The following is a 23,712-nucleotide window of genomic DNA, read 5'->3' as shown; positions in this document are numbered from 1 at the left end:
CCGCTACTCGTTGCTTATCATGGCAAATATCACATCACTCGCCCCGCATAATGACCGCATTCTGACTGGCGTCACCTTGATGCTCGCCTTTTGCGTTTTGGCCCCTTTGCTTGATGTTTCGTCAAAACTGGCCACGGCGACCCTGCCGGTGGGTCAAATCGTGGTGGCGCGATTTGTGTTTCAGGCGTTGCTGATGCTGCCCTTTGTGCTGGTAATGCGGCTGGACTGGCGGATCAGCCGCCGCAGCCTGGGCCTTGTCTTTGCCCGTGCGCTGTTTTTGATGCTGGCAACCTACTGTTTCGTTGCCGCCGTGGCCGTGATGCCGATTGCCGATGCATTGGCGATCGTGTTTGTGGAACCCTTTATCTTGCTGGTGCTGGGCAGTCTGCTTTTTGGCGATGAGGTTGGGCCGCGCCGCATCATCGCCTCGACCATAGGTTTTCTTGGTGCGGTTCTGGTTATTCAACCTTCGATTTCTGCCTTTGGTTGGGTCGCGCTGTTCCCGCTTGGCACCGCCTTTACCTTTGCCGCCTATATGCTGATCACGCGGGCAATGTCGCGCGCGATACACCCCGTTACCATGCAATTGCATACGGCCCTTGCAGGTTCGGCGATCTGCCTGCCGCTGATGGTGGCGTTTGACGGCAGCGGCATCCGAGAGCTGGACGCGATCTTGCCCATCGGCATCGAGTGGTTGTGGCTGTTTGGCGTCGGTTTCTGGTCAACCTGCAGCCATATGTGCATGACCTATGCGCTGAAATTCGCGCCCTCGGCCACGCTGGCGCCGCTGCATTACGCCGAGCTGATTTCGGCGGTTGCGCTGGGCTATCTGGTGTTTGGCGACTTTCCAAACCTGATGACCTGGGCCGGTATCAGTATCATCACCGGATCAGGGCTGTATATCATCTACCGCGAACATGTCACAGCCCGCGCCACCATCACCCCGCCAAAACAAAAGCGCTAACCTCAGCGCGGTATGTGATGAGTCGGGTTTCAAGGTGACGTCGAAACGCTACAAGCCCGCAAAGCCTGCAACACCACGCCAAGCCGCGCGCGCGGCACAATCACCAACATCCCCGGCGCATCCATCGTCAACCGCACCGGGCCAGTTGCCTGATTGGACGTACCAACCCGCCCGCCGGGCGCAAACGCCAATCCGGCAATCGGCCATTCCAACCCCTCGCTGCGCCCTGTCACCGGGGCCAGCGGAAACAGACTGAACCGATCACCCGCCACCATCGCAATTTCCAACTGCGGCGGGGCGGCAAAAATCACATCCTCTCGCCCGATCAACACACAGGGCTGTGCCCTGCGCTGCACCAGCACCGACAACGCCGCCAGTTCATGGTCAACCCGCCCCCCCAGGCACCCCAGAGCCAGCACAAAAGGCGCATCTATATTGCGCAGCGCCTTGTCAAAATCGGTGCTCTCTTGTTCTGCAACGCGGTGCAGCACCGCCCCAAGGCTTGCGCGTGCGCTCGCACTTATACTGTCCAGATCGCCGATCACCGCCACAGGCCGCGCGCCCAGCGCCAAGGCCCGGTCTGCCCCGCCATCTACTGCGACCAACAGCGGGGCCAAGGCCAGTGCCGCCCGCAAATCTTGCGCCAGAACAGAGCCGCCCGCAATCAGCGTAACGCCGGTTTCGGATTCGACAATTCCATGATTCATCGCGATACTGTATCCAGATTAAGGCAAGATCTTGCCGCTTGGACACAAACAATCCTTCAAATTACCCTTAAGTGTCCATGGAATTGAACATCCCTTGCGGTTCTGTAAGGCATCAGTTTGGTAATGAAGGGCGAGCATCCAATGGTCGGGGCGAGCAAAATTCTAACGGTTTCATACGGCACTTTCTCTTGCACCTTGGAGGGGTTTGACGAACCTTTCAACACGATGAAAGCGATTGCCGAGTATTTCCGTGATTTGGCGGCAGATGACCGATATTTCGGGGCAGAACCACCGACGCCTGATGCCGCCATGCTGCATCAGATTGCCGAACGCGAAATGAAGCGCCGGGTTGAGGCGCGGATAGAAGACAATGGCGTGATCTTGCGAGCCTCTGATTCGCACTCTGCAGCCGGCACGCTATCGCGGCCGGCCCCAAAACCCGAAACCGCAGCGCCGCTATCGGCCCCCCTGACAGGCAAATCCCCCCCCGAGGCTTTGTTTGAGGATCAGCACGCCGCACGCACGCCAACAGCCCCCGCCGATAGCACAATTTCAGACAGTGTTGCCGCAAAGCTGTCACGCATTCGCAATGCCATGGCCGAAACCCGCGCCACGGGTGAAACCACCCGCCCCCCCATCAGCCTCGCCCTGGCTCTGGCCGCCGCCGAAGCCGAAGAAGCCGCGAAAGCCGAGGCGGCAAAGGCCGAGGCTGAAGCTGAAGCAAAAGCCGAGGCGGCGGAGGCCGACGCCAAGGCAAAGGCCGAGGCTGAAGCGAAAGCCAAGGCGGCGGAAGCCGAAGCCAAAGCAAAGGCCGAGGCTGAAGCGAAAGCCAAGGCGGCAGAAGCCGAAGCCAAGGCAAAGGCCGAGGCTGAAGCAAAAGCCAAAGCGGCGGAAGCCGAAGCCAAGGCAAAGGCCGAGGCTGAAGGCGGCGGCCGAAGCCAAGGCAAAGGCAGCAAAAGAAAAAGCCGAGGCCTCATCAGAGGCCGCGCTTCTGGCATCCTTTTCTGATCCGCTCAAAGATGAAAGCCACGCAGCCGACAGCCGTTTTGAAGAAGACCTTGATACAGACCTGTCACCGCTGGATAAATCTGACAGCGACGGCGACGATATGTTTATGGCTTCGCTGGCTGCCGCGCTGGCCGATCCGGCACCAACTGGCCCCCTACCAACCGCGAAACCCGAGACAAGGCCAGCAGCAACCATCAAGCCTGCTGAAAAGCCGCTGCAGGCCAGCGCAGGCAAGGGCGATCCTGATGTTTCCTCTGCTTTGGATGCCGCCTCACCGCAAGCCCCCCTGCCAGAGGGGCCAGCCCAGGCCAGTGACGACGCCGTCAATCCGACGCTGCAGCGGGCCCGTGCCCGCGTCATCAAAATCCGCCGCGCGCCAGCCGAAGACGGCGCGCCAGCCCCCCATTCCGCCGGTGCCACACCCCCCCTGGCCGGGGCCCAAACCGAATCCGCCGCACTCTCGCCCGAGGCCGAAGCCGATCTGATGCGCGAACTTGAAAGTGTCGAGGCCGAGCAACCCCGGCCCGCATCCGCAAAACCCCAGGCCCCTCCGCCACCAGTCGCAAAAGCGAAATCAACCGATAGCGCGGGCCCGGTGCGCCCGCAGCGCCCCGTCTCCAATCGTCGCCGCGCCAGCGAACTGGCCGCCAAGGAAGAGGACGCCTCGGTGAAGCGCCTGCTTGACCAGGCCAATACCGAATTTGAAGGCACTGAAAACCGCCGCCGCCTGTCGGCCATCGCACATCTGAAAGCGGCCGTTGCAGCCACGGTCGCTGATCGCAAATCGGGCGGTGACCGGGGACCAACCGAAGAAATGCGAATGAACCCCTATCGCAATGATCTGGAGCGCGTCGTGCGTGCCCGCCCGGCACCGGCCACAGGGCCTGCCACCAAAGGTGCTGACTCGGGTGCGGGTGCAGACGCGGGCACCCGCCCGGCCCCATTGATATTGGTATCGGAACAGCGCATTGATACGCCACGCAACAAACCAAGTGCCGGGCAAAGCCATATTACCGCCGTGCACCCGCGGCCTGCGAAAACCGGCAACCTCGGCCCCAGCGATGGCGATCAAGAGAACCGAGATATTGACGCGCCAACCGAGGGCACAGAGGCGCGCAATGTCTTTGGCGTAACCATCAGCTTTGCCGTCTACGCCGAGATCACTGGGGGCCGAGTCCTTGCCCAGCCTGCTTGAGGCCGCCGTCGCCTATGCCGCCCATATCGAAGGTCACGCCGATGTTTCACGCCCCGAAATGATCAAGCACCTACAATCGGTTATGCCGGCGCTGGAACAAGATCGCGAAACCCTGCTGCGCAGCTTTGGCACCTTGCTGCGCGAAGGCCGCATAGAAAAAGCCCGGCGCGGCCATTTCTCGCTGGGTAAAACTTCGCCCATTCACGCCGAAGCCCGCAAGGTCGCCAATAGCTGAACTGGGCGCTTTCAAGGAAAACAAGGCTGGGGCCCATGCCCCGCATTTTATTTGGCTGTATCGGGGGCCGTATCTGCCATCGTCGCAGGGTCGGGCTTGCCCACGCCCAAAAATACAAACTTGAACGGCAGCATCCACAAAAAGCCAAGCAAGGCATAGACCACCAGCTCCAGCCAAAATGGCGGGCGGTCAAACAAGGACACGACAAACAGCGCCAAGGCAATGTAGAGCGGCAAACCGATCAGCAGCAGCACCAAAGACCACCGCCGCCGCGCCTTGTAGGATAATGTCATTCCGCCCTCATCTTTTTTGTCCAGCCTGTCTTATTACAGCCTGTCTTATTACAACCCGCATGGACAGGGGCGACAAATGCCGCCCCAAACGCACCCGGATTGATCTGATCAATCCGCAAACGGATCGGTGACCAGAATCGTATCATCGCGTTCCGGGCTGGTCGACAACAAGGCGACCGGACATTGAATCAATTCCTCAATCCGACGCACATATTTGATCGCCGCCCCCGGCAGATCGGCCCAGGATCGCGCGCCTGCGGTATCCTCGGTCCAGCCTTCCATCTCCTCATAGATGGGCTGGCAGCGGGCTTGCTGATCGGCGGCCGTGGGCAGGTAATCCAACCGCTTGCCGTCCAGATCATAGCCGACGCAAATCTTGATGACCGGAAAACCGTCCATCACATCCAGCTTGGTCAAGGCAATCCCGGTCACACCGCTGGTCACGCAGGTCTGGCGCACCAAGACCGCATCAAACCAACCGCACCGGCGCTTGCGGCCGGTCACGGTGCCAAATTCATGGCCGCGCTCGCCCAGACGCACGCCATCGGCATCGTGCAACTCGGCCGGGAACGGGCCCTCGCCAACGCGGGTTGTATAGGCTTTGACAATCCCCAGAACAAAATCAATCGCCCCCGGCCCAAGGCCCGTGCCGGTCGCCGCCTGCCCCGCGATCACGTTGGATGAGGTAACAAAAGGATAGGTGCCAAAGTCGATATCCAGCAAGGCCCCCTGCGCCCCTTCGAACAAGATCCGCTTGCCCGCACGCCGCGCCTCATTCAGCACTTTCCAGACCGGCTGCGCATAGGGCAGCACTTGCGGCGCAATTTCGCGCAGCTGCGCCAACAGCGCATCGCGGTCAATCGGCTCCAGGCCCAGCCCACGGCGCAAGGCGTCATGGTGGGTCAGCAAACGGTCCACACGCAGTTCCAAAGTTGCCTCATCGGCCAGATCGGCCACACGAATGGCGCGGCGCCCGACTTTATCCTCATAGGCGGGGCCAATGCCGCGCCCGGTGGTGCCGATCTTGGCCACGCTCGTCTGATCTTCGCGCGCGCGGTCCAACTCGCCATGCACGGGAAGGATGAGCGGTGCGTTTTCGGCGATCATCAGATTTTCGGTGGTAATTTCCACCCCCTGGCCGCGCAGCTTTTCAATTTCCATGACCAGATGCCACGGATCAAGCACAACGCCATTACCGATCACCGACAATTTGCCGCCGCGCACGATGCCAGACGGCAGCAGCGACAGCTTGTAAACCTTGCCATCAATGACCAGCGTATGGCCCGCATTATGACCGCCCTGAAAGCGCGCGATCACATCGGCGCGCTCTGACAGCCAGTCAACAATCTTGCCTTTTCCCTCATCACCCCATTGGGCGCCGACGACAACGACATTGGCCATGCTGATGATCCCTTCAAGCTTTGGTCCGGTTGAAACCGATTGGGGTATAACCGCCTTACCGCCGGTGGGAAACCACTATTTCGCGCCGCAGCCGCCGCCAAACACGATGGCGCACCGGACAAGGCGAAAATACTGCATTTTCACCCCAAGGGCATTTCAGGCCCCCTGCGACGGCTTTCAACGGGTCTTTGCAGGGCCTTTATGGGGAAAACCAGCTTGTGCCTGCTAGCTGCGGGGGCCTGCGCTGTGGCGTGAAAGGGTTTGGTTCCTGCCCCGGAAAAACCTGCGCGACCCAGGTTCGGGCCAAACAAACCCCGCCGCAAAGGCATCAGCGCAAGCTGAAAACTCAAGGCAGCCCGCTTGCCACCGCACCAAGGACGTTGAACAAGAATCATGTGTCGGCTTTTTGGCGAAGGCGCGGGCTGCGCCGCGACGTGAAGGCCCGGCTGATTTGGGTGCTGGTCGCCGGGGCGTGGCTGGCGGCGCAAAATGCGGCGCAGTTACATGTGGTTCCGGGTTGGGCCGCAGCAGGCGATGGCGGGAAGTGCCTTGTGGCACAGGCGCATCGCCATGACCGCCCGCACCGCAATATCCCGACAAGATCACAGCAAGATCGCCGCGTGCCGGGTCAATTGCAAAGGTTTGCCCCTGCAGATCGTCACCAAGGGCTTGCCCCCACACGAAACTGCGCCTAAGTAGACGCGTCAGCCAAACGAAAAGCCCAAAGCCCTATGGAAAACGTCGTTCTTACCATCCACCTGATCCTTGCACTGTGCCTGATTGGCGTCGTGCTGCTCCAACGCTCGGAAGGCGGTGGGCTTGGCATGGGTGGCGGCGGCAGCGGTGCCATGTCGGGCCGTGCCGCGGCAACAGCCCTGACCAAGTTGACCTGGATTTTCGCCATTGGCTTTATCATCACCTCGATCTCATTGACCCTGATCGCCGCGCAGAATGCCACAGGAACGTCGGTGGTTGACCAGTTCGGCGGCTCTGCCCCGGCACCAACCGTGCCCACGGCACCGCTTGGCGCCGATCTGCTGCCGCCGATGCCTGCCGATGCGCCCCTGACCCCGCCGCGCGCGGATGATGCGGCCCCCGCCGCAGCGCCGTCAGGCGAAGTTGCAGCACCGTCAGAACCAGCCGCAGCGCCGTCAGAACCCGCCGCGGCGCCGTCAGGCGAAGTTGCAGCGCCGCCGCCTGCGCCAGACGCGGCCCCTGTTCAGGTGCCTGCCCCGGCCGAAGCAACACCTGCGGTGCCAGCACCCGCAGCGGGCAACTGATCCTGACAACCTGGCAGGCCCCATAACTTGGGGCCGCCCAAAAGATTTCCTCATCATCTAGCGGTTCTGTTGCGGATCGCTTGGTTTTCGGTTATGTCTCTTCTCCCGTGATGGTGCGATTTTGAGACGCCGAATCGCATGTTCATTTTTTTTCACGGGGGCCCAGCACATGGCACGTTATATTTTCATCACCGGCGGTGTTGTTTCCTCATTGGGCAAGGGCCTTGCCTCGGCCGCTTTGGGGGCGCTGTTGCAAGCACGCGGCTACTCGGTCCGGCTGCGCAAGCTTGACCCCTATCTGAACGTCGACCCCGGCACCATGTCGCCCTTTGAACATGGCGAGGTGTTCGTCACTGATGATGGCGCCGAAACCGATCTTGACCTTGGTCACTATGAGCGATTCACCGGCGTTCCCGCCCGCAAGACCGACAGCGTCTCTTCGGGCCGCATCTATTCCAACGTGCTGGAAAAGGAACGTCGCGGCGATTATCTGGGCAAGACGATTTAGGTCGTCCCGCATGTTACCAATGAAGTCAAAGACTACCTGCGCATCGGCGAGGATGAGGTGGATTTCATGCTGTGTGAAATCGGCGGCACCGTCGGCGATATCGAAGGCCTGCCGTTCTTTGAGGCGATCCGCCAGTTCATCCATGAACGCCCGCGCGGTGAATGTATTCTGGTGCATCTGACCCTGCTGCCCTACCTGGCCGCCTCGGGCGAGTTGAAAACCAAACCGACCCAACATTCGGTCAAGGAATTGCAAAGCATCGGCCTTGCGCCTGACGTGCTGCTGCTGCGTTCGGAACATCCGATCCCAGAAAAGGAACGTGAAAAGATCGCGCTGTTCTGTAATGTTCGCAAAGAAGCGGTGATTGCCGCTTATGATCTGAAAACCATCTATGAGGCCCCGCTGGCCTATCACCGCGAGGGCCTTGATCAGGCCGTTCTGGATGCGTTCAATATCGCGCCCGCGCCACGCCCCAATCTGACGCGTTGGGAAGATGTGATGGACCGCATAACCAATGCCGAGGGCGAGGTGCGCGTGGCCATCGTTGGCAAATACACCCAGCTTGGTGATGCCTATAAATCCATCGCCGAGGCGCTGACCCATGGCGGCTTGGCCAACCGCACCCGCGTGCGCGTCGAATGGGTCGATGCCGAGCTGTTTGAACGCGAAGACCCGGCCCCGCATCTGCAACATTTCCACGCGATCCTGGTTCCAGGCGGCTTTGGCGAACGCGGCACCGAGGGCAAGATCAAGGCGGTGGAATTCGCCCGCACCCGCAAAGTGCCGTATCTGGGCATCTGTCTGGGCATGCAAATGGCGGTGATTGAAACCGCCCGCAATCTTGCCGGCCTTAAAAACGCCGGGTCCGAGGAATTCGACCATGAGGCCGGCGCAAAGCGCTTTACCCCCGTGATCTATCACCTGAAAGAATGGGTGCAGGGCAATCATGTTGTGGAACGCAAGGTGACGGATGACAAAGGCGGCTCTATGCGCCTTGGGGCCTATAGCGCGCATCTGACCCCCGGATCGCGCGTTGCCGAAATTTACGGCACAACCGAAATCGAAGAACGCCACCGCCACCGCTATGAGGTCGACATGACCTACCGCGACAAATTGGAAAGCTGCGGGCTTATCTTCTCGGGCATTTCCCCCGATGGAAAACTGCCCGAGATTGTCGAGATCAAAGACCACCCGTGGTTTATTGGCGTACAATTCCACCCGGAATTGAAGTCAAAGCCATTCGCCCCGCACCCGCTGTTTGCTGATTTCGTGCGCGCTGCGGTAGAGGCAAGCAGGTTGGTTTAAGGGCCGCCCAAAGCCTGGCAAAAGCGCCGCCGCCGATGTCTTGCGGCGGCTTGCAGGTTTGGCATGACGCGGGCAGGCCTGGGTTTACCCCAACGGCCCCGTCTTACCGCGCAAAACGTCGCCGCAACACCATCACTGGCCGCTCTATCAGCCAATGAACCAAGGCGGCATAGCCCAGAGAAACGGTCCCCGCCGCCAACGCCATCTGCACTGACCCCGAGGCAATGCCAAAGCGTTCCATCGCCAGAATGACGCTGTGATGACACAGGTAAAAGGTAAAGGAATAAATCCCGATCCACTTTACCCAAGGCCAGTTCAGAGGGCGGAAATACCAATCATCGGCCCGCGTCACCGCATAATGAAACAGCGGCATCAGCGCGGCCCCTTGCACAGAATAGCGCCACGTTGATCTGAACATCGGGTCGCGGATCACAAACCCGAGCAGAATCACCGCTGCCGCGCCCATGACTATCCAAATTCGCACGGCCCCTTGCGGCATCCAGCGCGCGGCCACCCCGCGCGCCTGCATCAGGGCCAACAGACAGCCAAAAAGCAGGCTGTCCATCCGCGTGTCAGAGGATTGGTAAATTGTCCATTCATCATGGCCCAATAGCGAAAACCTGACCCAACGCCAGACAAGACTGCCAAGCAGCAGCGCCAGCACCGCCCTGCCCCCATACCACCCCCGCGCAATTCCCAAAAACAGCACGGGCCAGAGCAAATAGAAATGCTCCTCAACCGACAAGGACCAAAGAACCCCGGTCCCGGCTATCTCATGCACTTCGCCAAATTGGGTGAAATAATTGTAGTAGAAAAACAACTGGCTCGACAGGGTGCGCCACTCGACCTCGCCACCAAAGATACCCAGCCAGACCAGCACGGACCCCAATGTCAGCGTCACCAGAATTGCCGGGCCAAGCCGCAGCACCCGCCGCATGTAAAACGCACCCAGATCAACGCCGCCCGTCCGGTCATATTCGCGCTGCAACAATGTGGTGATCAGATAGCCCGACAGAAAGAAAAACACCGTCACGCCAAAGCCGCCGGGAATCGCCGCGCTCAGCCCTGCATGAGAGGCAAAGACAATCACGATTGCCGCAGCCCGCAACCCGTCCAGTGACGGGATCATGCCCTGCGGGGCTTCCTGCGCATTCATTGTCAAACTACCCTCATATCAAAGCTGGTCGCGGTGCGCCCCCCTTGGCCTCGGCCATAACTCAAACGCCCGCCCCCTCTGGCGGCGCCTTCGACCGAGGCCCCTTGCGACAGAGAGGGTAAACCGCTTCTGGTCATAGTTGCTACAATGTGTAGCGCCAATGTGGCAGGCGCGTGACGCAGGGCGGGTTTTTTCAGCAACACCACTGGCAGAAGCGGTACATCTGCCCTTTTTCGCCACCGCCACTCCATCCCCTCTTGGCCATTGCCCAGGCTCCCTGGTATTTCTGCCAGGTTTCTTGGGTCTGGATGATCACTTGATCTTCCCTCATCCGGCGCCGCCTGCTACCAAGCCTTATGCTCAGTTATCAACATCATTATCACGCCGGAAATCCCGCAGATGTCCATAAGCACGCTTTGCTTGCCTGGATGCTGGATTACCTTGTCCAAAAAGACAAGCCGATGACCTATATCGAAACCCATGCCGGCCGCGGTCTTTATGACCTTGGCGATGAGGCGGCGCTGAAAACCGGTGAGGCCGCGCAAGGCGTTGGCAAATACGAACCGTGCTTTCCAGACGATCATCCCTACCGCCAACGGCTGAATGAGACGCGCTTCAAATATGGGCCGCTGGCCTATCCCGGCTCGCCCCTTGTTGCCGCGATGAGCTTGCGCGAGAGCGACACCATCCACCTTGCCGAGCTTCACCCCGCAGAGCATGTGATCCTGTCCGAACATCTGACCCAATGGGAGGCGCATATCCACCGCCAGGACGGCTTTAAGCTGGCCCAGGCCATCTGCCCCCCCCACCCCTCGGCGCGGGCTGGCCCTGATCGACCCCAGCTATGAGGTGAAGGCAGATTATGACAGTATTCCCAAAGAGTTGGCGAATATCGCGCGCAAGTGGAATGTGGGTATTCTGGCGTTGTGGTATCCGCTTTTGACCTCGGGCAGCCATGGGGCGATGCTTGGCCAGCTCATGGCGCAGTTTCCCGAGGCCCTGCGCCACGAGGTCCGCTTTGGGCCCGTCCGTGAAGGCCACCGTATGATCGGCTCTGGTATGTTCATCGTGAATCCGCCCTATGGGATTGCGGATGAGGCCGCACGGCTGACCAGGATTTTCAAAGCATAAGGATAGAACCATGGCCAAAGGATATTGGGTCGCGCATGTCGATGTTGCAGACCCCGCAGCCTATGAGAAATACAAGGCAGCCAATGCCGCCCCCTTTGCCAAATACGGGGCCAGATTCCTGATCCGCGGTGCGCCGCAAATTCAGCTTGAGGGCGCCTGCCGCAGCCGTACCGTGGTGATCGAATTTCCCAGCGTGCAAGCCGCGCTTGATTGCTATCACAGCCCCGAATACCAAGCGGCCAAGGCGCTGCGCGACCCGGTTTCCACTGGCGATTGCCTGATCGTTGAAGGCTATGACGGCTAGCCTGGGGTTTGCCCCCCATGCCTGTCTTTGTGGCCACCGCCTGACATCGCCGGCAGCCGTTTGGCGCGGCCCCATTTGCACGACCTCGGCTGACCCTGAGGATTTGAACGCGCTATCGCCTTTCCCGTTTGCATTGAAGCGCCAGCCAAGGCGGTTTCAGCAAGGCCTGAAAACCGTGCCAAGGGATCGGCGGCGGGTGTCAACTCAATCGCGTTGCACAGGGTGCGGCGCGTTACGCCAGAATCGTGTCATCAAAAATGCCGCAGCCACGCTCAACCCCACGGTAAGGCCAAGCCACAAACCCGCCCCGCCAAACCCCAAGGGAAAGGCCAGCGCATAGCTTGCCGGAATGCCGATTACCCAATAGCTAAGCGCGGCCATCCACATCGGGGCACGGGTGTCTTGCAATCCACGCAAAAACCCCAGCGCCATGACCTGGGTCGCGTCCACCAGTTGAAACAGCGCTGACAGGGCCAAAAGCACCGTGCCAAAGGCAATGATCGCACCGCTGGACGGGTTTTCCCGGTCCAGAAACAAGGCCACGATCGGCCCCGGCAGCGCCAGAAACAGCACCATCATCGTCACGCCAAAGCCCAGCGACAGGATCAGCGCCACCTTGGCCCCACCGCGCAATGACGCTGCATCGCCCTGCCCCATCGCGCGCCCAACCCGTATCGTCGCCGCATTCGACAGCCCCAGATGCACCATGAAGGCCAGCGCGGTCACTTCCAGCGCGATGCCATGCGCGGCCAGTTCGATCGTGCCAATCCAGCCCATCATGATGGCCGATGCCTGAAACATGCCGCCCTCGGCCAACCCGGTCAAGCCAATGGGCCAGCCGATCCGGTAAACCTGCCGCATGGCCTGCCAGTCAGGTCGCCAAAACCGCTGAAACAACGCAAACCGCCGCAATTCCGGCAGCCAGTGGGCGTAAAAGGCAAGGGCCGCAAAGGTTACGGCCTGTGTCAGCACCGAAGCAATCGCCGCCCCGCGCACCCCAAGTTCCGGCGCGCCCCAATTGCCGAAAATCAGCGCATAATTGATGCCCGCATTCAGCACCACGGCGGCCAATGTGATCCACAGAACCACCTGGGTTCGCTCCAGCGCCGCAAGATAGCTTTTCAGCGCCATGACCAGCAAGGCGGGCATGATGCCAAGGCCCGCAATCCGCAGATAGTCCTGCGCCAGCGCCGACACATCGGGCTGTTGGCCCAGCGCCAGCAAAATCGCCTCGGACCACCAAAACACCGGATAGCAGACCATGCCAAAGCCGATCGACAACCACAGGCCCATCCGCGTATCACGCCGTACCTGCACCTCATCGCCGCGCCCCAGCGCCTGCGCGACCATCGGCATCACCGCCTGGCCAAAACCCGAGCCGAGGATGAACACAATGAAAAACGCCGCAGCCCCCAGCACCACAGCGGCAAGTTCTACCACGCCATACCACCCCAGCATCACGGTATCGGTGACATGCAGCGCCATCTGCGCCAAATGGCTGCCGACCAGCGGCAAGCCAAGCGTCAGCAAGGCGCGGGCGTGATCGGTTTTGGTCAGGGTGGGAAATATGGCCATCAAAACGGCTTACCCGTGCCAGAGCGCTTGGGCAAGCCTTTAGAAAGCCCAACCGCAGCGCAGAGGCAATGCAGAAAGCAATTTTGCCCCCCTATACAAAGTAACCCGCCAGTACAACTACCGCGCCCTTGCCGCGACGGGCATCTGCCCTACCGGCTGCGCCGCAAAAAAGCTTTAGCCTTCAGTGCCTTTTGCCTTGTCTTCGGCCTTGGCAACGGCCTTGGCAACGGCCTTGGGCTTGCGCAATTCGCGTGGCACGGCGGCATCTTTCAGCCCCTCTACCCCCCGAATAACCTGCCCCGCCTTGCCGATGATAAGGGGGTCAGGGGTTCCAATCGCCGCCACATCCTTGTCGGGGTAATCGAGACTAATCAGGAAATGCCGCATACAGTTCAAGCGCGCCCGCTTTTTGTCGTTTGATTTCACCACGGTCCACGGGGCATCGGCGGTATCGGTATAAAAGAACATCGCCTCCTTGGCCTCGGTATATTCATCCCATTTATCCAGCGATGCCTTGTCAATCGGTGACAGTTTCCACCGTTTCAACGGGTCCGTTTCCCGGCTTGAAAACCGTGCAAGCTGTTCTTCTTGCGTGACCGAGAACCAGTATTTGTACAGCTGAATCCCAGACCGTACCAACATCCGCTCCAACTCTGGCGCCTCGCGCATGAATTCCAGATATTCGGTCGCCGTGCAAAACCCCATCACGCGCTCAACGCCTGCGCGATTGTACCAGGACCGATCAAAAAATACGATCTCGCCACTGGTTGGCAGATGCTCCAGATACCGCTGGAAAAACCACTGGCCCTTTTCCTTTTCGCCGGGTTTGCTCAGGGCGACCACGCGGGCGTAGCGCGGGTTCAAATGCTCCATGAACCGTTTGATCGTGCCGCCCTTGCCGGCCGCATCCCGCCCCTCCATCAAGATCACAAACTTCTGCCCGGTTTCCTGCGCCCAGATCTGTACCTTCAGCAATTCTGCCTGTAGCCGGGCCTTCTCGGTCTCATAGATCTTGCGCGACAGCTTGCGCCCATAGGGGAATTTTCCCTGCTCAAACGTCATCCGCACCGCCTCGGCCTGCGCAACCTTGCGTCTGGCCCTTTGCGGCACGGGCTTTGGCATTTCACCAGGCGAAATATCGGTGTCGGCCTCTGCCTCTGTCGTCGTTACCTCGGCTGCATGAGGCGCTGCGGGGTCGGTCCTGGTTGGTGTGGTCATGCTATCTCCGATTGAAGGGAACGCCGGGATTGGCCAGCGTGTCATGTGTCACGGCAGCTTTGCCCGCAGTATCCGCTATTTTCAAATCCGCCGCCATGATCCCGATCAGAACGGCGCTGATCTGATGGCCCTTGTGCTTGGCCAAGCATTCCGCAACACTCGGTTCAAAGATCCGGTCAGCCAAAATTCCCAGCATCATCATGAGGCAGCCATGCTTACGATCTACGAAGTCCTTCGATCTCGTGCGACCCGCCCCCTGTGGCTTTTGGCCGAGACTGGAACCGCCTTTACCCATGTTCCCGTGATCCAGAGCTATCGGCTGGCCGATCCGCTGGCGGCGGATGCACCGCTTAACACGCTTTCTCGCGACTTCCTTGCGATCAGCCCGCAATCGGCGGTTCCGGTGATGGTGGACGGCGATCTGACCTTGACGGAATCGCTTGCCATCACGCTGCACCTTGCGCGCCAATACGGCGGCACGCTTGGCCCACAAAACGCATCCGAACTGGCGCAGGCCGAGCAATGGGCGCTGTTTGCCGGCATCGCTATTGACCCGCCGGGGCTTGATATTCTTTACACCCATGCCGATGGCCTGGCCGATACTGCTGAAGGCGCTGCCAAAATCGCCGCCGCGGTTGACCGCCTCTCGCGCCCGCTTGCACGGCTGGAGACGCATTTCAGCACCCACGACCGCCTGATTGGCAACCGCTTCACCGTGGCTGATATCATGCTTGCGGAATGTCTGCGCTATTCCCAACCCCATGCACCGCTGCACGCAGCCTATCCCAAAACCTTTGCCTGGCTGGCCCGCTGCCAGGCCCGCCCGGCCTTTGTAGAGATGATGAAAAGGCGCAATGCCGAACCGGCATGAATGGCGCAGAGTTTCGTTGAGACTCATTTTTCTTGGCGGCACATGAGCGGCCATGGAATCTCTTTCATTTTCTGCCACGCGTCTCCGGGCGCTTTTCAACGAAGGGCTGGGGTTTCGTGTCTTGGATAGTGGCATGGAAAACCAGATGATTGGTTTCTACCCACGGTTGGCCAAAAAGAATTTAAAGCGTTTCAAAGAAAACTTGAATCGGTTGGTTCCCATGGGGTCATGTTTGTGTTTCATCTTATGTGGAAGGGTCGGTCATGTCCGCAGCTTTGCCATTGGCGCTTCGGGCGCGTTTTCAAAGATAGATTGAAGATGGGTTGATGTGCTGGCCGATGCTGAGGGGGGTCAGGTTCATCACGCATCCATCGCCGCTTTGCTGCCGCGCCTCGGGGTCACATACAAAAAAGACGTTGGTCGCGGCTGAGCGCCGCCGCGCCAAGGTAAGCCAGCAGCGTGCCGGTTCCTCTTGCTGCCGCCATATTCGCCCGACCTCAACCCCATCGAACAGGCATTTTCCAAACGGAAAGCCCATCTGCGACAGATCGGGCCAGGACCTTCACCGATATGTTCAAGGCCATCAAAGCGATCTGCGCCCTATACGCCCCCAAGAATGCTGCAACCATTTCAACGCGGCCGGATATGTATCAGGTTGAAACCGAAGCGTTTTAGGGCAGTAGGCAGATGCGGATTAGCCGCGGCTGTAGCGCAGACATGCGAAAACCCCGGCAGCCCCCGAACTGTTGCGCGGGCATGCAAACGGAAGGCCTGGGCAGATTGTCTCGGTCTTTCAACTTTCTGGGCAAGCGCACAGGAAAGAAGGGTATTTTCAAAGGGTGGGTTTAAGGGTGACCTCAAAACGACAATTATCAAAAATTTTATGAAATCAACATGTTGATAAATTTCTTGGAGCGGGTGACGGGAATCGAACCCGTGTCTCTAGCTTGGAAGGCTAGGGTCTTACCATTACACAACACCCGCGCGTTCACCACTATAAGCGCCCCAATCACGGGGCGCAAGCAGGAGTGGTGGCAAATGTGATCAAACGCCCCGCCCGCACAAAAAAAGCAAAGAGGAGGGGGCGCAATCCAAGCGCCTGAGCCGGATAGCAGGCGCGTGTCCGGACTTTTATGTATGGCTGAACCTGACCCGTCAGTATAAACTGCTCAAGATCGGCCGTTCATTGATCTATTAGGCACCAGTTGGGGTGAATGCCGAGACACTTGAGCTGATGCATGAGATTGATAGGGTGTTCACCAAATACCCGTGTTTCGGAAGCCGCCAGATCGCGGCGTATCTCCCCAATCGGGCTTCTTATCCGGGCAGCACCGCATGCGCCGCCTGATGAACATCTTGGGGTTGCAGGCCATCTGCTGCACCATTCCCCGAACCTCTGCGGCTGGAAAGATCGCAAGGCTGTGCCAAAGGCCTGAAGCGAATTTATCAGGCCACGGATGGGATCGAGGCCGCAAAAGCCCTTGATGATGTCGAAAAAGAATGGGGCCGGAATTACCCGCCCATCGCGCCCTCATGGCGTGGAGCCTGGCAAGGGGTGATCCCGTTTCAACCGCATGGGCCAACCCGCGCCAAACGCACAAAGGCCACGCTTTAGGCGCAGCCTTTGCCAAACATTTGTACAGACCTGAAAAGGGGTTATTCGCCAACCTTCTTGATGCGGCCTTCGACTTTGCTGGTCACGCCCCCCATCTTGACAACATAATCCATCACATCATTCGCCATCAGATTGCCATTGCCGGCGTTGATCAGCACGTTGCCGCCACCCAAAGCGGCAAAACCATCACCGCCACCAAGGATGTAGTCATTGGCCGCCACTTTATACAGTTTGTTCGGGTCCAGCGGTTCACCGCCAACCATCGCCTCGGCAATACGCGACCCGGCAGGGGCTGTCGGATCATAGACAATCGTCGCCCCCGAAAGCTGCAAAAACCGGCCCGCGCCCTTTTCCACCTGGCTTACCCCATTTTCAAAGACGGCCAGAACCTGACTGCCCGGTATTTCCGTCAGAACGGTTACGTTGCCAAAGGGTAATTCGGTCAAAATATCACGCCGAGTCAGTATCTTACCTGCTTCATACGTTGTATCCCCCCGAATACCACCGCCATTTGCCAGCCCGATATCGGCCCCGGTCGCAGCGCGCAGCGCATCGGCAATCAGGTTGCCCATGGCCAATTCTTCGGCGCGGATCACGTTGCGACGCGAATCAAGCTCACCTTCGGTAGCCCCGATTTCAATGTTCAGGCTTTCGTCCAGCTTGGTCTGAAACGCTTCCACCATCGCCTGGCTTTCCGGATCAGGCTCGACATTTGCAGTATCAATGAAACGGAAAATCGGAGTCCATTTCACCGAGCGTTTGCCATCTTTTTCCGACACATCCACCATCAGATCCAAAGGGGCCAGATACCGCGCATCAATCGAGGTTTCGACATATGCGGTGATGCCATCATAAGACGTGCCGTAACTGTGGTCATCACCCGACAAAATCACGTCAAACGCCTTGGATGCGATCAGCAACGCATCATTGGCCTTGTCGGTCTGCACCACGCCAACAACCAGATCGGCCCCGTCTTCGCGCGCCTGCTGCGCCGCAGCAATTCCCATGTCAACCGTTGGCCCAAACTTCAGATCACCCGTCGATGCCACCGTCGGCGAGGTATCTTGCGCAACCGGAATCAACGCCACTTTCAAGCCCGCAACCTCTTTCACCATCACACCGCCAAGCCCCGGCACCGGCGAACCATCCGCAAGCGTGATGTTGATGGCAGCCCAAGGATATTTCGAGGCGGCCAACTTTGCCGCAAAATTCTCTGGCCCGAAATCATATTCATGGTTGCCCGGAACAGCCAAATCAAATGGCACAAGGTTGGTCAGATCAATTGTGTTCTGCCCTTGATCAAACCCCGACAAAATCGACGGCGACAACATATCCCCATCAAATACATAGATCGTATTGGGATTGGCGGCGCGCTCGGCCTTGGCAACCGCATTCAGGCGCGCAAACCCGCCACGGCCATTGTCATCAGCAAAATTATAGACATCGCCAACGCCCAGAAACGTCAGTTTGATCGTTTCGGCCATTGCCCCGGTCAGCGGCACCGCCACCAAGGCCGTCGCCCCCAAAAGCATCGCAGAAAATCGTTTGGTCAGCAGGTTCATTGCCAGTCTCCCTATCCGGTTTATGGCGCGTATCATTGCGCCCCAATCGCATTGTGTCAAAGCCCTTGCACAAGATAGGGCATCGAAAGCGTTGCAAGATGAACAGGAAACACGCCATATCTCCGCATTCCAACCCAAAGCTGCCCATTGACGCAGTTTTATACCCGGTGCATGTACAAGCTCATGCTTATATTCAAAATCTTCCGCCGCCCCGAATGGAACCACCTGCACGAGACTGGCGAAACCGCCGGTGCGCCGATTGATCTGGCCGATGGCTATGTGCATTTTTCAACCGCCGCGCAGGTCGCCGAAACCGCAGCCAAGCATTTCGCCGATCAGTCCGATCTGGTTCTGGTCGCGGTTGAGGCGGAAACGCTGGGCGATGCCTTGAAGTGGGAAGCCTCACGCGGAGGGGCCTTGTTCCCGCATCTGTACCGCAATCTGCGCCTGACAGATGTGCTATGGGACAAGGCACTACCACGCGGCGCATCCGGGCATATCTTCCCCGAAACCCACATGTTTTCAAGGGCAAAACCATGAAACTGGCCGAGCGTCTGGCGCTTGCCGCCTTGCACAGGCTTGACCCCGAGCGCGCCCACGGCCTGTCGCTTGCAGCCCTGCGCATGGGGCTTGCCCCTGCACCCGGCCCTTACACGACCGCCCGACTTGCGACATCACTGGCGGGCATGGCGCTACCCAACCCCGTGGGGCTTGCCGCCGGTTTTGACAAGAATGCGGAAAGTTTGCCCGCCTTGATGGCCGCAGGTTTCGGCTGGCTAGAGGTTGGCGCCGCCACCCCCTTGCCGCAACCGGGCAACCCAAAGCCGCGCCTGTTCCGCCTGACCAAAGATCACGCCGCAATCAACCGTTTCGGCTTCAACAATCAGGGGATGGAGGCAATCGCTGGCCGCCTCGCCACCCGCCCGCCAACAGGTGTTCCCGTCGGGCTGAACCTTGGCGCCAACAAGACCTCAGCCGACCGCGCCCAGGATTTTGCCCGTGTATTGGCCCGCTGCGGTCCATTTGCCGATTTTGCAACAGTCAACGTGTCTTCCCCCAACACCGAAAAGCTGCGCGACTTGCAAGGGCCGGCAGCCCTGACGACCCTTCTCGCCGGGGTGATGGAGGTGCGCGAACAGCTTCCAGTCCAGATACCGATCTTCCTGAAAATCGCCCCTGATCTGTCGCCCGATGACCTCGCGCAGATAGCCGAGATCGCCCTTGCCTCGGGCCTTTCCGGCATCATCGCCACCAACACCACCCTGGCGCGCGACGGGTTGCAAAGCCGCCACAAGGTCGAAAGCGGCGGCCTCTCGGGCGCGCCCTTGTTCGAAAAATCGACCCGGATCCTGGCGCAACTGTCCCAATTCACCAATGGCAAAATTCCCCTCATCGGGGTTGGCGGCATCACCACCGCCGAACAAGCCTACGCCAAAATTCAGGCCGGCGCCGCGGCTGTGCAGCTCTATACCGCAATGGTCTATCACGGGCTCAGCCTGGTCTCAAAAATCGCCAGGGAGCTCGATGCGTTGCTGGAACGTGACGGCCACACAACCATTACGGCAGCCATAGGCACAAAGCGCGATCTCTGGCTCTGACCCCAGCCCCGCATTCTTTTCGGCAAAAATATCCCGGGGGGTCCGGGGGGCTGGCCCCCCGGCGCTAAAGCTGTTCCGCAGGTCGGCGCCTTTGGCCAATACCCTGGGTATCGTCGGGTATCGTCAAAATGCCTTGAACGTCATCGTCGTCAACGTCCGCACGATGCCCGGAATATCGAACAATGCTTCCGACAGGTAATGCCCGACATCCTGCCCCTCAGGAATATAGATCTTGGCGATCAGGTCATATTCGCCACTGGTGGAAAACAGCTCTGACACCACTTCGCGGTCATAAATCGCGTCGGCAACCTCATAGGTCTTGCCGGGGGTGCAGCGGAACTGGACAAAAACGGCGGTCATGGCACTCTCCTCTTTTTCACGAAACATAGGCTTGGGCGCGGGTTGGTGAAAGCCCTATTCCTCGGCCTGCAATTCCAGCCGCGCGGGCCGGGCCACCAGGTCCGAGACGCCCAACGCCTCCACTGGCCGCCCCAAACGGTTGCGCACCACCCAAAGCAAACGGTCCTGCGCCCGTGTGATCGCCACATAGGCCAGGCGCTTCCACAACGGGATTCCCGCCTCTGATCGCCCTGCCTGCGCCGCGGCCCACAGGTCGGGCGCAAACACTTGCACGGTATCCCATTGCGACCCCTGCGCCTTATGGATCGTCACCGCCGCCCCGTGCAAAAATGCCGCTCCCATACGGGCAGCCGATGGGATAAACGGTTCTTCCTCGCCTGGCTTTTCGATCTTGATGATGCTTGCCGCCGAAACCTGCGGCTCCTCTGCGCCAACCACATGCAACCGCGCAAACCCATCGCGGTTTCCCGGCCCCATATAGATCACCTGCGCGCCTTTGATCAGGCCCCGCGCCTCCAGGTCGATGCGCTTTTTGCGGTGTTTCGCCGGCAGCTCAATGCCGTCACAGATCAGCGGCTCACCGGGGATCAACTCAAAATCCGGTGCCCCATGGGCGGCGCGAAAGGCAGTGATCAGCCGGATGCGGGTGGCATTGCGCCACACCAGAACCGGGGACCGCGCCATCAGATCACTGTCCACCCGCTGCGCCATCTCAACCCTTGGGTCACGGGCTGCAGCGTCTTCGACCATGCGCTCAAAAGTGTCAAACGTCAGGCCGGGGTCAGCCAAAGCATGCGCCAGATCCAGAATCGGGTTGCCCTCAACCTGCCGGTGAATCCGGCTCAACTCCAGCCGTCGGGTCGGGCCAAGCGTATCAAAGACCATCTCGCCCGAACTGCCCACCGGGGCCAATTGCGCCGGATCACCGAACAGCACAAGCGTTGGAAAAATTTCGCGCAGGTCATCAAACTGGCGCTGGTCAAGCATCGAGGATTCGTCAACGAAGCCGACATCAAGCGGCTCTTCACGCCGCTTCCACCCTTTGATGAAGTCACTCCCCCGCAAGCCCGCCGCCGCCAAAGCGCCGGGGATAGAGGCGACCGTCTCATAAAACGCCTTCGCCCGGTCCAGCGCCACTTCGCTCAGCCCCTCAACCTCGGGGCGCGGGCCATTGCCAGCCAACCATTCGGCGATTTTCTCATATTGCGGGTCGTAAAGCGGTGTATACAAAATGCGGTGGATTGTGGTCGCAGGCACCCCACGCAACCGCAAAACGGAAGCCGCCTTGTTCGTTGGCGCCAAAATCGCCAAAGTACGCCGGTCTTTGCGCTTTTTACCCTCATAATCGCCCGAAACCACGTCGACACCCGCCGCGACCATCGCCTTGTACACCTTGGCCAGCAGCATTGTCTTGCCCGAGCCAGCCTTGCCAACCACAGCCATCACGCTGGCTTTTCCCTCCATAGCCGGGGTCAGGGTGGCATTATCCATATCAATGCCCATGCCGCGAAACTGATCAGCAAGCCTGTCCCAGGCCTCTGCCTGATCGTCCGAAAATGTAAGCGCGGTTGTGTTCATCGCGCGACCATATCCAAGCCCCCGCCCCAAGACCAGCGGGCAGACCATAAATCGCCACTCTCACGCTTTTATTTCTGTGCCCCTCCCTAATTCGGGCGCCGCAGCTGCTTTGCCTTTCCCATCGCTGACAGCACATCGGGCCGTGGCCGCAGGCCAGCGCCGCCGGCCTGAATTTCCAGTTCTGCAACCCGCAACGTGGCAGCAACATGAGTCGCGAGTGCAGGCAGGTCATTTTGTTCCGCATAGGCACGAAGATCAGCCAATACGTCAAAGATCCAGTCATGGCGCATTGCGCCCCCAATACAAAATTACGAAAACACCACCAAATCATAGCCCTTGGCCCCTTCAGATTAGCGGCTCATCCGTCAATAAATGGTAACCACGCACCAGATAAAAACGGGAAAAGAAAAAAGCCGCCACGCCCCGGCGGGACTGGCGGCTTTTATAGCTCCTACGCGGCGTTCAGCGGTTCTTGCTGGCCTCCAATGTGTCTGCGAAAGTCCGCAATCCCGTCCGCGGCGCTTGAACCAGCACGGACATATTGCCTGGCTTATGCTCATTCCGGCGCATTTTCATATGGGCCGCCGGAATCTCTTCCCACGGGAACACCTCGGACATGCACGGATCAAGCCTGCGTTCCAACATCAGCTTATTGGCCGAAGACGCCTGTTTGAGATGCGCGAAATGGCTGCCTTGAATACGCTTTTGGTGCATCCACAAATAACGCACGTCAAAGGTGCAGTTGAAGCCGGTGGTTCCGGCGCAAATCACCACCATGCCACCCTTTTTGCACACCAGCGTTGACACCGGGAAGGTCGCCTCGCCCGGATGTTCAAACACCATATCGACATTGTTGCCCTTGCCGGTAATGTCCCAGATCGCCTTGCCGAATTTACGCGCCTCGGTGAACCATTCTTTGTATTCCGGGGTGTTAACCGTGGGCAACTGGCCCCAGCATTTGAATTCCTTGCGGTTGATCACGCCTTTCGCGCCCAGCCCCATCACAAATTCGCGCTTGTCCTCTTCGGAAATCACGCCAATCGCATTGGCGCCTGCCGCATTGATCAATTGGATCGCGTAAGAGCCAAGGCCCCCCGACGCGCCCCAGACCAGCACGTTTTGCCCCGGCTTCAGGTCATGGGGTTCATGCCCGAACAGCATCCTGTAAGCGGTGGCCAATGTCAGCGTGTAGCAGGCCAATTCTTCCCATGTCAGGTGTTTGGGGCGCGGCATCAACTGCTGCGCCTGGACATTGGTGAACTGCGCAAACGATCCGTCCGGCGTCTCATAGCCCCAGATCCGCTGGCTGGTGGAAAACATCGGGTCACCGCCGTTGCATTCCTCATCATCACCGTCGTCTTGGTTGCAATGGATCACCACCTCATCGCCAACCTTCCAGCGCCGTACCTTGTCACCCACAGCCCAAACGATACCCGCCGCATCTGAACCGGCGATGTGATAGGGTTGTTTATGGCCATCAAACGGGCTGATCGGCAGGCCCAAAGCGGCCCAAACGCCATTGTAATTCACGCCCGCCGCCATAACCAGAACCAGCACCTCATTGCTGTCGATTTTTGGCGTATCCACCACTTCGACCAACATCGCCGTATCAGGCTCGCCATGGCGTTCACGGCGAATGGTCCAAGCAAACATCTGCGGTGGTACATAGCCCAGCGGCGGCATTTCACCGATCTCGTAAAGGTCCTTTTTTGGTGCCTCATAGGCAACGACATCAAGCTGCGTATCCAGAGCCATGCGGGCCTCCTGTTCCTGTTCATCCATGCCGCAACGCAGAATTACGCCGGCGTTGAGACGAGGGATACGGCGATTTACGCAACTTTGCAATAG

The 23,712-nt window shown here is 59.3% G+C and carries 23 protein-coding genes, 1 tRNA gene and 3 pseudogenes; 15 read left to right on the top strand and 12 right to left on the bottom strand.

Features of this window, described 5'->3' with window-relative positions; genetic code table 11:
• Positions 1-19 precede the first annotated feature (19 nt).
• The gene (locus VDP61_RS03730; RefSeq protein ID WP_323005673.1) at positions 20-964 is read left to right on the top strand and encodes a DMT family transporter; all 945 of its coding nucleotides are present in this window, start codon (positions 20-22) and stop codon (positions 962-964) included.
• Between the two features lie 29 nt (positions 965-993).
• Here the strand turns inward: VDP61_RS03730 and VDP61_RS03725 are convergent, their stop codons facing one another.
• Complete coding sequence (locus VDP61_RS03725; RefSeq protein WP_323005603.1) at positions 994-1,671, bottom strand: thiamine diphosphokinase; 678 nt, start codon at positions 1,669-1,671, stop codon at positions 994-996.
• A gap of 117 nt (positions 1,672-1,788) precedes the next feature.
• Here VDP61_RS03725 and VDP61_RS03720 point away from each other — a divergent pair, with 117 nt between their 5' ends.
• From VDP61_RS03720 to VDP61_RS03710, 3 genes are all read left to right on the top strand, one after another.
• Positions 1,789-2,679 (top strand): hypothetical protein, encoded by an 891-nt coding sequence (locus tag VDP61_RS03720; RefSeq protein WP_323005602.1) that lies wholly within the window; start codon positions 1,789-1,791, stop codon positions 2,677-2,679.
• Positions 2,680-2,779: 100 nt separating this feature from the next.
• A complete protein-coding gene (locus VDP61_RS03715) occupies positions 2,780-3,874 on the top strand; it encodes a hypothetical protein (protein WP_323005601.1) in 1,095 nt (364 codons plus the stop codon).
• Positions 3,858-4,109 (top strand): hypothetical protein, encoded by a 252-nt coding sequence (locus tag VDP61_RS03710; RefSeq protein WP_323005600.1) that lies wholly within the window; start codon positions 3,858-3,860, stop codon positions 4,107-4,109. Before VDP61_RS03715 ends, VDP61_RS03710 begins: the two co-directional genes overlap by 17 nt.
• 47 nt (positions 4,110-4,156) lie before the next feature.
• On the opposite strand, the gene VDP61_RS03705 is transcribed toward VDP61_RS03710, so the two are convergent.
• Positions 4,157-4,402, bottom strand: a complete 246-nt coding sequence (locus VDP61_RS03705; protein ID WP_323005599.1) for a DUF2842 domain-containing protein — start codon at positions 4,400-4,402, stop codon at positions 4,157-4,159.
• Between the two features lie 108 nt (positions 4,403-4,510).
• Entirely contained in the window at positions 4,511-5,803 is a 1,293-nt protein-coding gene (locus tag VDP61_RS03700; protein WP_323005598.1) for an adenylosuccinate synthase, read from the bottom strand.
• A 380-nt stretch (positions 5,804-6,183) separates the two neighbouring features.
• On the opposite strand from VDP61_RS03700, the gene VDP61_RS03695 reads away from it, so the two are divergent.
• From VDP61_RS03695 to VDP61_RS03685, 3 genes and pseudogenes are all read left to right on the top strand, one after another.
• Positions 6,184-6,498, top strand: a complete 315-nt coding sequence (locus VDP61_RS03695; protein WP_323005597.1) for a hypothetical protein — start codon at positions 6,184-6,186, stop codon at positions 6,496-6,498.
• Between the two features lie 36 nt (positions 6,499-6,534).
• On the top strand, positions 6,535-7,083 hold the full coding sequence (gene secG / locus VDP61_RS03690) for a preprotein translocase subunit SecG (protein WP_323005596.1): 549 nt from the start codon (positions 6,535-6,537) through the stop codon (positions 7,081-7,083).
• 169 nt (positions 7,084-7,252) lie between these two features.
• Positions 7,253-8,896: pseudogene (locus tag VDP61_RS03685) on the top strand (CTP synthase).
• A 103-nt stretch (positions 8,897-8,999) separates the two neighbouring features.
• Here the strand turns inward: VDP61_RS03685 and VDP61_RS03680 are convergent.
• A complete protein-coding gene (locus VDP61_RS03680; protein ID WP_323005672.1) occupies positions 9,000-10,052 on the bottom strand; it encodes an acyltransferase in 1,053 nt (350 codons plus the stop codon).
• A gap of 356 nt (positions 10,053-10,408) precedes the next feature.
• Here VDP61_RS03680 and rlmJ point away from each other — a divergent pair.
• Together rlmJ and VDP61_RS03670 are read left to right on the top strand one after the other, a co-directional pair.
• Positions 10,409-11,183 (top strand): annotated as a pseudogene (gene rlmJ / locus VDP61_RS03675) (23S rRNA (adenine(2030)-N(6))-methyltransferase RlmJ).
• A 10-nt stretch (positions 11,184-11,193) separates the two neighbouring features.
• Positions 11,194-11,487: a DUF1330 domain-containing protein gene (locus VDP61_RS03670; RefSeq protein WP_323005595.1), complete on the top strand. Its 294-nt coding sequence runs from the start codon at positions 11,194-11,196 to the stop codon at positions 11,485-11,487.
• Between the two features lie 204 nt (positions 11,488-11,691).
• On the opposite strand, the gene VDP61_RS03665 is transcribed toward VDP61_RS03670, so the two are convergent.
• On the bottom strand, positions 11,692-13,062 hold the full coding sequence (locus tag VDP61_RS03665) for an MATE family efflux transporter (RefSeq protein ID WP_323005594.1): 1,371 nt from the start codon (positions 13,060-13,062) through the stop codon (positions 11,692-11,694).
• A gap of 174 nt (positions 13,063-13,236) precedes the next feature.
• Positions 13,237-14,184, bottom strand: a complete 948-nt coding sequence (gene ppk2 / locus VDP61_RS03660; RefSeq protein ID WP_323005671.1) for a polyphosphate kinase 2 — start codon at positions 14,182-14,184, stop codon at positions 13,237-13,239.
• Between the two features lie 94 nt (positions 14,185-14,278).
• Between ppk2 and VDP61_RS03655 the strand changes: the two genes are divergently transcribed.
• The 3 genes and pseudogenes from VDP61_RS03655 to VDP61_RS03645 all read left to right on the top strand — a co-directional run.
• On the top strand, positions 14,279-15,151 hold the full coding sequence (locus tag VDP61_RS03655) for a glutathione S-transferase family protein (RefSeq protein WP_323005593.1): 873 nt from the start codon (positions 14,279-14,281) through the stop codon (positions 15,149-15,151).
• A gap of 52 nt (positions 15,152-15,203) precedes the next feature.
• Positions 15,204-15,467: a hypothetical protein gene (locus tag VDP61_RS03650; protein WP_323005592.1), complete on the top strand. Its 264-nt coding sequence runs from the start codon at positions 15,204-15,206 to the stop codon at positions 15,465-15,467.
• 138 nt (positions 15,468-15,605) lie between these two features.
• A pseudogene (locus VDP61_RS03645) lies at positions 15,606-15,810 on the top strand (transposase); the annotation flags it as partial.
• Between the two features lie 251 nt (positions 15,811-16,061).
• On the opposite strand, the gene VDP61_RS03640 reads toward VDP61_RS03645, so the two are convergent.
• Positions 16,062-16,135: transfer RNA gene (locus VDP61_RS03640), tRNA-Gly, on the bottom strand.
• Positions 16,136-16,547: 412 nt separating this feature from the next.
• Between VDP61_RS03640 and VDP61_RS17815 the strand changes: the two genes are divergently transcribed.
• Positions 16,548-16,766 (top strand): transposase, encoded by a 219-nt coding sequence (locus VDP61_RS17815; protein ID WP_415234027.1) that lies wholly within the window; start codon positions 16,548-16,550, stop codon positions 16,764-16,766.
• Positions 16,767-16,807: 41 nt separating this feature from the next.
• Here the strand turns inward: VDP61_RS17815 and VDP61_RS03635 are convergent, their stop codons facing one another.
• A complete protein-coding gene (locus tag VDP61_RS03635; RefSeq protein ID WP_323005591.1) occupies positions 16,808-18,328 on the bottom strand; it encodes a bifunctional UDP-sugar hydrolase/5'-nucleotidase in 1,521 nt (506 codons plus the stop codon).
• 183 nt (positions 18,329-18,511) lie between these two features.
• Here VDP61_RS03635 and VDP61_RS03630 point away from each other — a divergent pair, with 183 nt between their 5' ends.
• Together VDP61_RS03630 and VDP61_RS03625 are read left to right on the top strand one after the other, a co-directional pair.
• Entirely contained in the window at positions 18,512-18,868 is a 357-nt protein-coding gene (locus VDP61_RS03630) for a DUF952 domain-containing protein (protein WP_323005590.1), read from the top strand.
• Complete coding sequence (locus tag VDP61_RS03625) at positions 18,865-19,926, top strand: quinone-dependent dihydroorotate dehydrogenase (protein ID WP_323005589.1); 1,062 nt, start codon at positions 18,865-18,867, stop codon at positions 19,924-19,926. The genes VDP61_RS03630 and VDP61_RS03625 overlap by 4 nt, the downstream gene beginning before the upstream one ends.
• Positions 19,927-20,049: 123 nt before the next feature.
• On the opposite strand, the gene VDP61_RS03620 is transcribed toward VDP61_RS03625, so the two are convergent.
• The 4 genes from VDP61_RS03620 to ccrA all read right to left on the bottom strand — a co-directional run bounded on the left by VDP61_RS03620 (position 20,050) and on the right by ccrA (position 23,619).
• Positions 20,050-20,286, bottom strand: a complete 237-nt coding sequence (locus tag VDP61_RS03620) for an Lrp/AsnC ligand binding domain-containing protein (RefSeq protein ID WP_323005588.1) — start codon at positions 20,284-20,286, stop codon at positions 20,050-20,052.
• 54 nt (positions 20,287-20,340) lie between these two features.
• A complete protein-coding gene (locus VDP61_RS03615; protein ID WP_323005587.1) occupies positions 20,341-21,864 on the bottom strand; it encodes an ATP-dependent DNA helicase in 1,524 nt (507 codons plus the stop codon).
• Between the two features lie 86 nt (positions 21,865-21,950).
• Complete coding sequence (locus VDP61_RS03610) at positions 21,951-22,154, bottom strand: hypothetical protein (protein WP_323005586.1); 204 nt, start codon at positions 22,152-22,154, stop codon at positions 21,951-21,953.
• A 172-nt stretch (positions 22,155-22,326) separates the two neighbouring features.
• Positions 22,327-23,619, bottom strand: coding sequence for a crotonyl-CoA carboxylase/reductase (gene ccrA, locus VDP61_RS03605; protein ID WP_323005585.1), 1,293 nt, complete (start codon positions 23,617-23,619; stop codon positions 22,327-22,329).
• Positions 23,620-23,712: the final 93 nt, after the last annotated feature.

This window comes from Pseudorhodobacter sp., from assembly GCF_034675685.1.
Classification (GTDB): domain Bacteria; phylum Pseudomonadota; class Alphaproteobacteria; order Rhodobacterales; family Rhodobacteraceae; genus Pseudorhodobacter.
The sequence above is the reverse complement of the archived record's forward strand: the minus strand, read 5'-3'. Positions and strand labels throughout refer to the sequence as shown.

Bases quoted from the DNA above. Each gene is read 5' to 3' on its own strand.
- VDP61_RS03730 (WP_323005673.1), top strand. From the start codon at position 20: ATGGCAAATATCACATCACTCGCCCCGCATAATGACCGCATTCTGACT.
- VDP61_RS03725 (WP_323005603.1), bottom strand. From the start codon at position 1,671: ATGAATCATGGAATTGTCGAATCCGAAACCGGCGTTACGCTGATTGCG.
- VDP61_RS03715 (WP_323005601.1), top strand. From the start codon at position 2,780: ATGTTTATGGCTTCGCTGGCTGCCGCGCTGGCCGATCCGGCACCAACT.
- VDP61_RS03705 (WP_323005599.1), bottom strand. From the start codon at position 4,402: ATGACATTATCCTACAAGGCGCGGCGGCGGTGGTCTTTGGTGCTGCTG.
- VDP61_RS03700 (WP_323005598.1), bottom strand. From the start codon at position 5,803: ATGGCCAATGTCGTTGTCGTCGGCGCCCAATGGGGTGATGAGGGAAAA.
- secG (WP_323005596.1), top strand. From the start codon at position 6,535: ATGGAAAACGTCGTTCTTACCATCCACCTGATCCTTGCACTGTGCCTG.
- VDP61_RS03680 (WP_323005672.1), bottom strand. From the start codon at position 10,052: ATGAATGCGCAGGAAGCCCCGCAGGGCATGATCCCGTCACTGGACGGG.
- VDP61_RS03670 (WP_323005595.1), top strand. From the start codon at position 11,194: ATGGCCAAAGGATATTGGGTCGCGCATGTCGATGTTGCAGACCCCGCA.
- VDP61_RS03665 (WP_323005594.1), bottom strand. From the start codon at position 13,062: ATGGCCATATTTCCCACCCTGACCAAAACCGATCACGCCCGCGCCTTG.
- ppk2 (WP_323005671.1), bottom strand. From the start codon at position 14,184: ATGCCAAAGCCCGTGCCGCAAAGGGCCAGACGCAAGGTTGCGCAGGCC.
- VDP61_RS03655 (WP_323005593.1), top strand. From the start codon at position 14,279: ATGCTATCTCCGATTGAAGGGAACGCCGGGATTGGCCAGCGTGTCATG.
- VDP61_RS03650 (WP_323005592.1), top strand. From the start codon at position 15,204: ATGGAATCTCTTTCATTTTCTGCCACGCGTCTCCGGGCGCTTTTCAAC.
- VDP61_RS03635 (WP_323005591.1), bottom strand. From the start codon at position 18,328: ATGAACCTGCTGACCAAACGATTTTCTGCGATGCTTTTGGGGGCGACG.
- VDP61_RS03630 (WP_323005590.1), top strand. From the start codon at position 18,512: ATGCTTATATTCAAAATCTTCCGCCGCCCCGAATGGAACCACCTGCAC.
- VDP61_RS03625 (WP_323005589.1), top strand. From the start codon at position 18,865: ATGAAACTGGCCGAGCGTCTGGCGCTTGCCGCCTTGCACAGGCTTGAC.
- VDP61_RS03620 (WP_323005588.1), bottom strand. From the start codon at position 20,286: ATGACCGCCGTTTTTGTCCAGTTCCGCTGCACCCCCGGCAAGACCTAT.
- VDP61_RS03615 (WP_323005587.1), bottom strand. From the start codon at position 21,864: ATGAACACAACCGCGCTTACATTTTCGGACGATCAGGCAGAGGCCTGG.
- VDP61_RS03610 (WP_323005586.1), bottom strand. From the start codon at position 22,154: ATGCGCCATGACTGGATCTTTGACGTATTGGCTGATCTTCGTGCCTAT.
- ccrA (WP_323005585.1), bottom strand. From the start codon at position 23,619: ATGGCTCTGGATACGCAGCTTGATGTCGTTGCCTATGAGGCACCAAAA.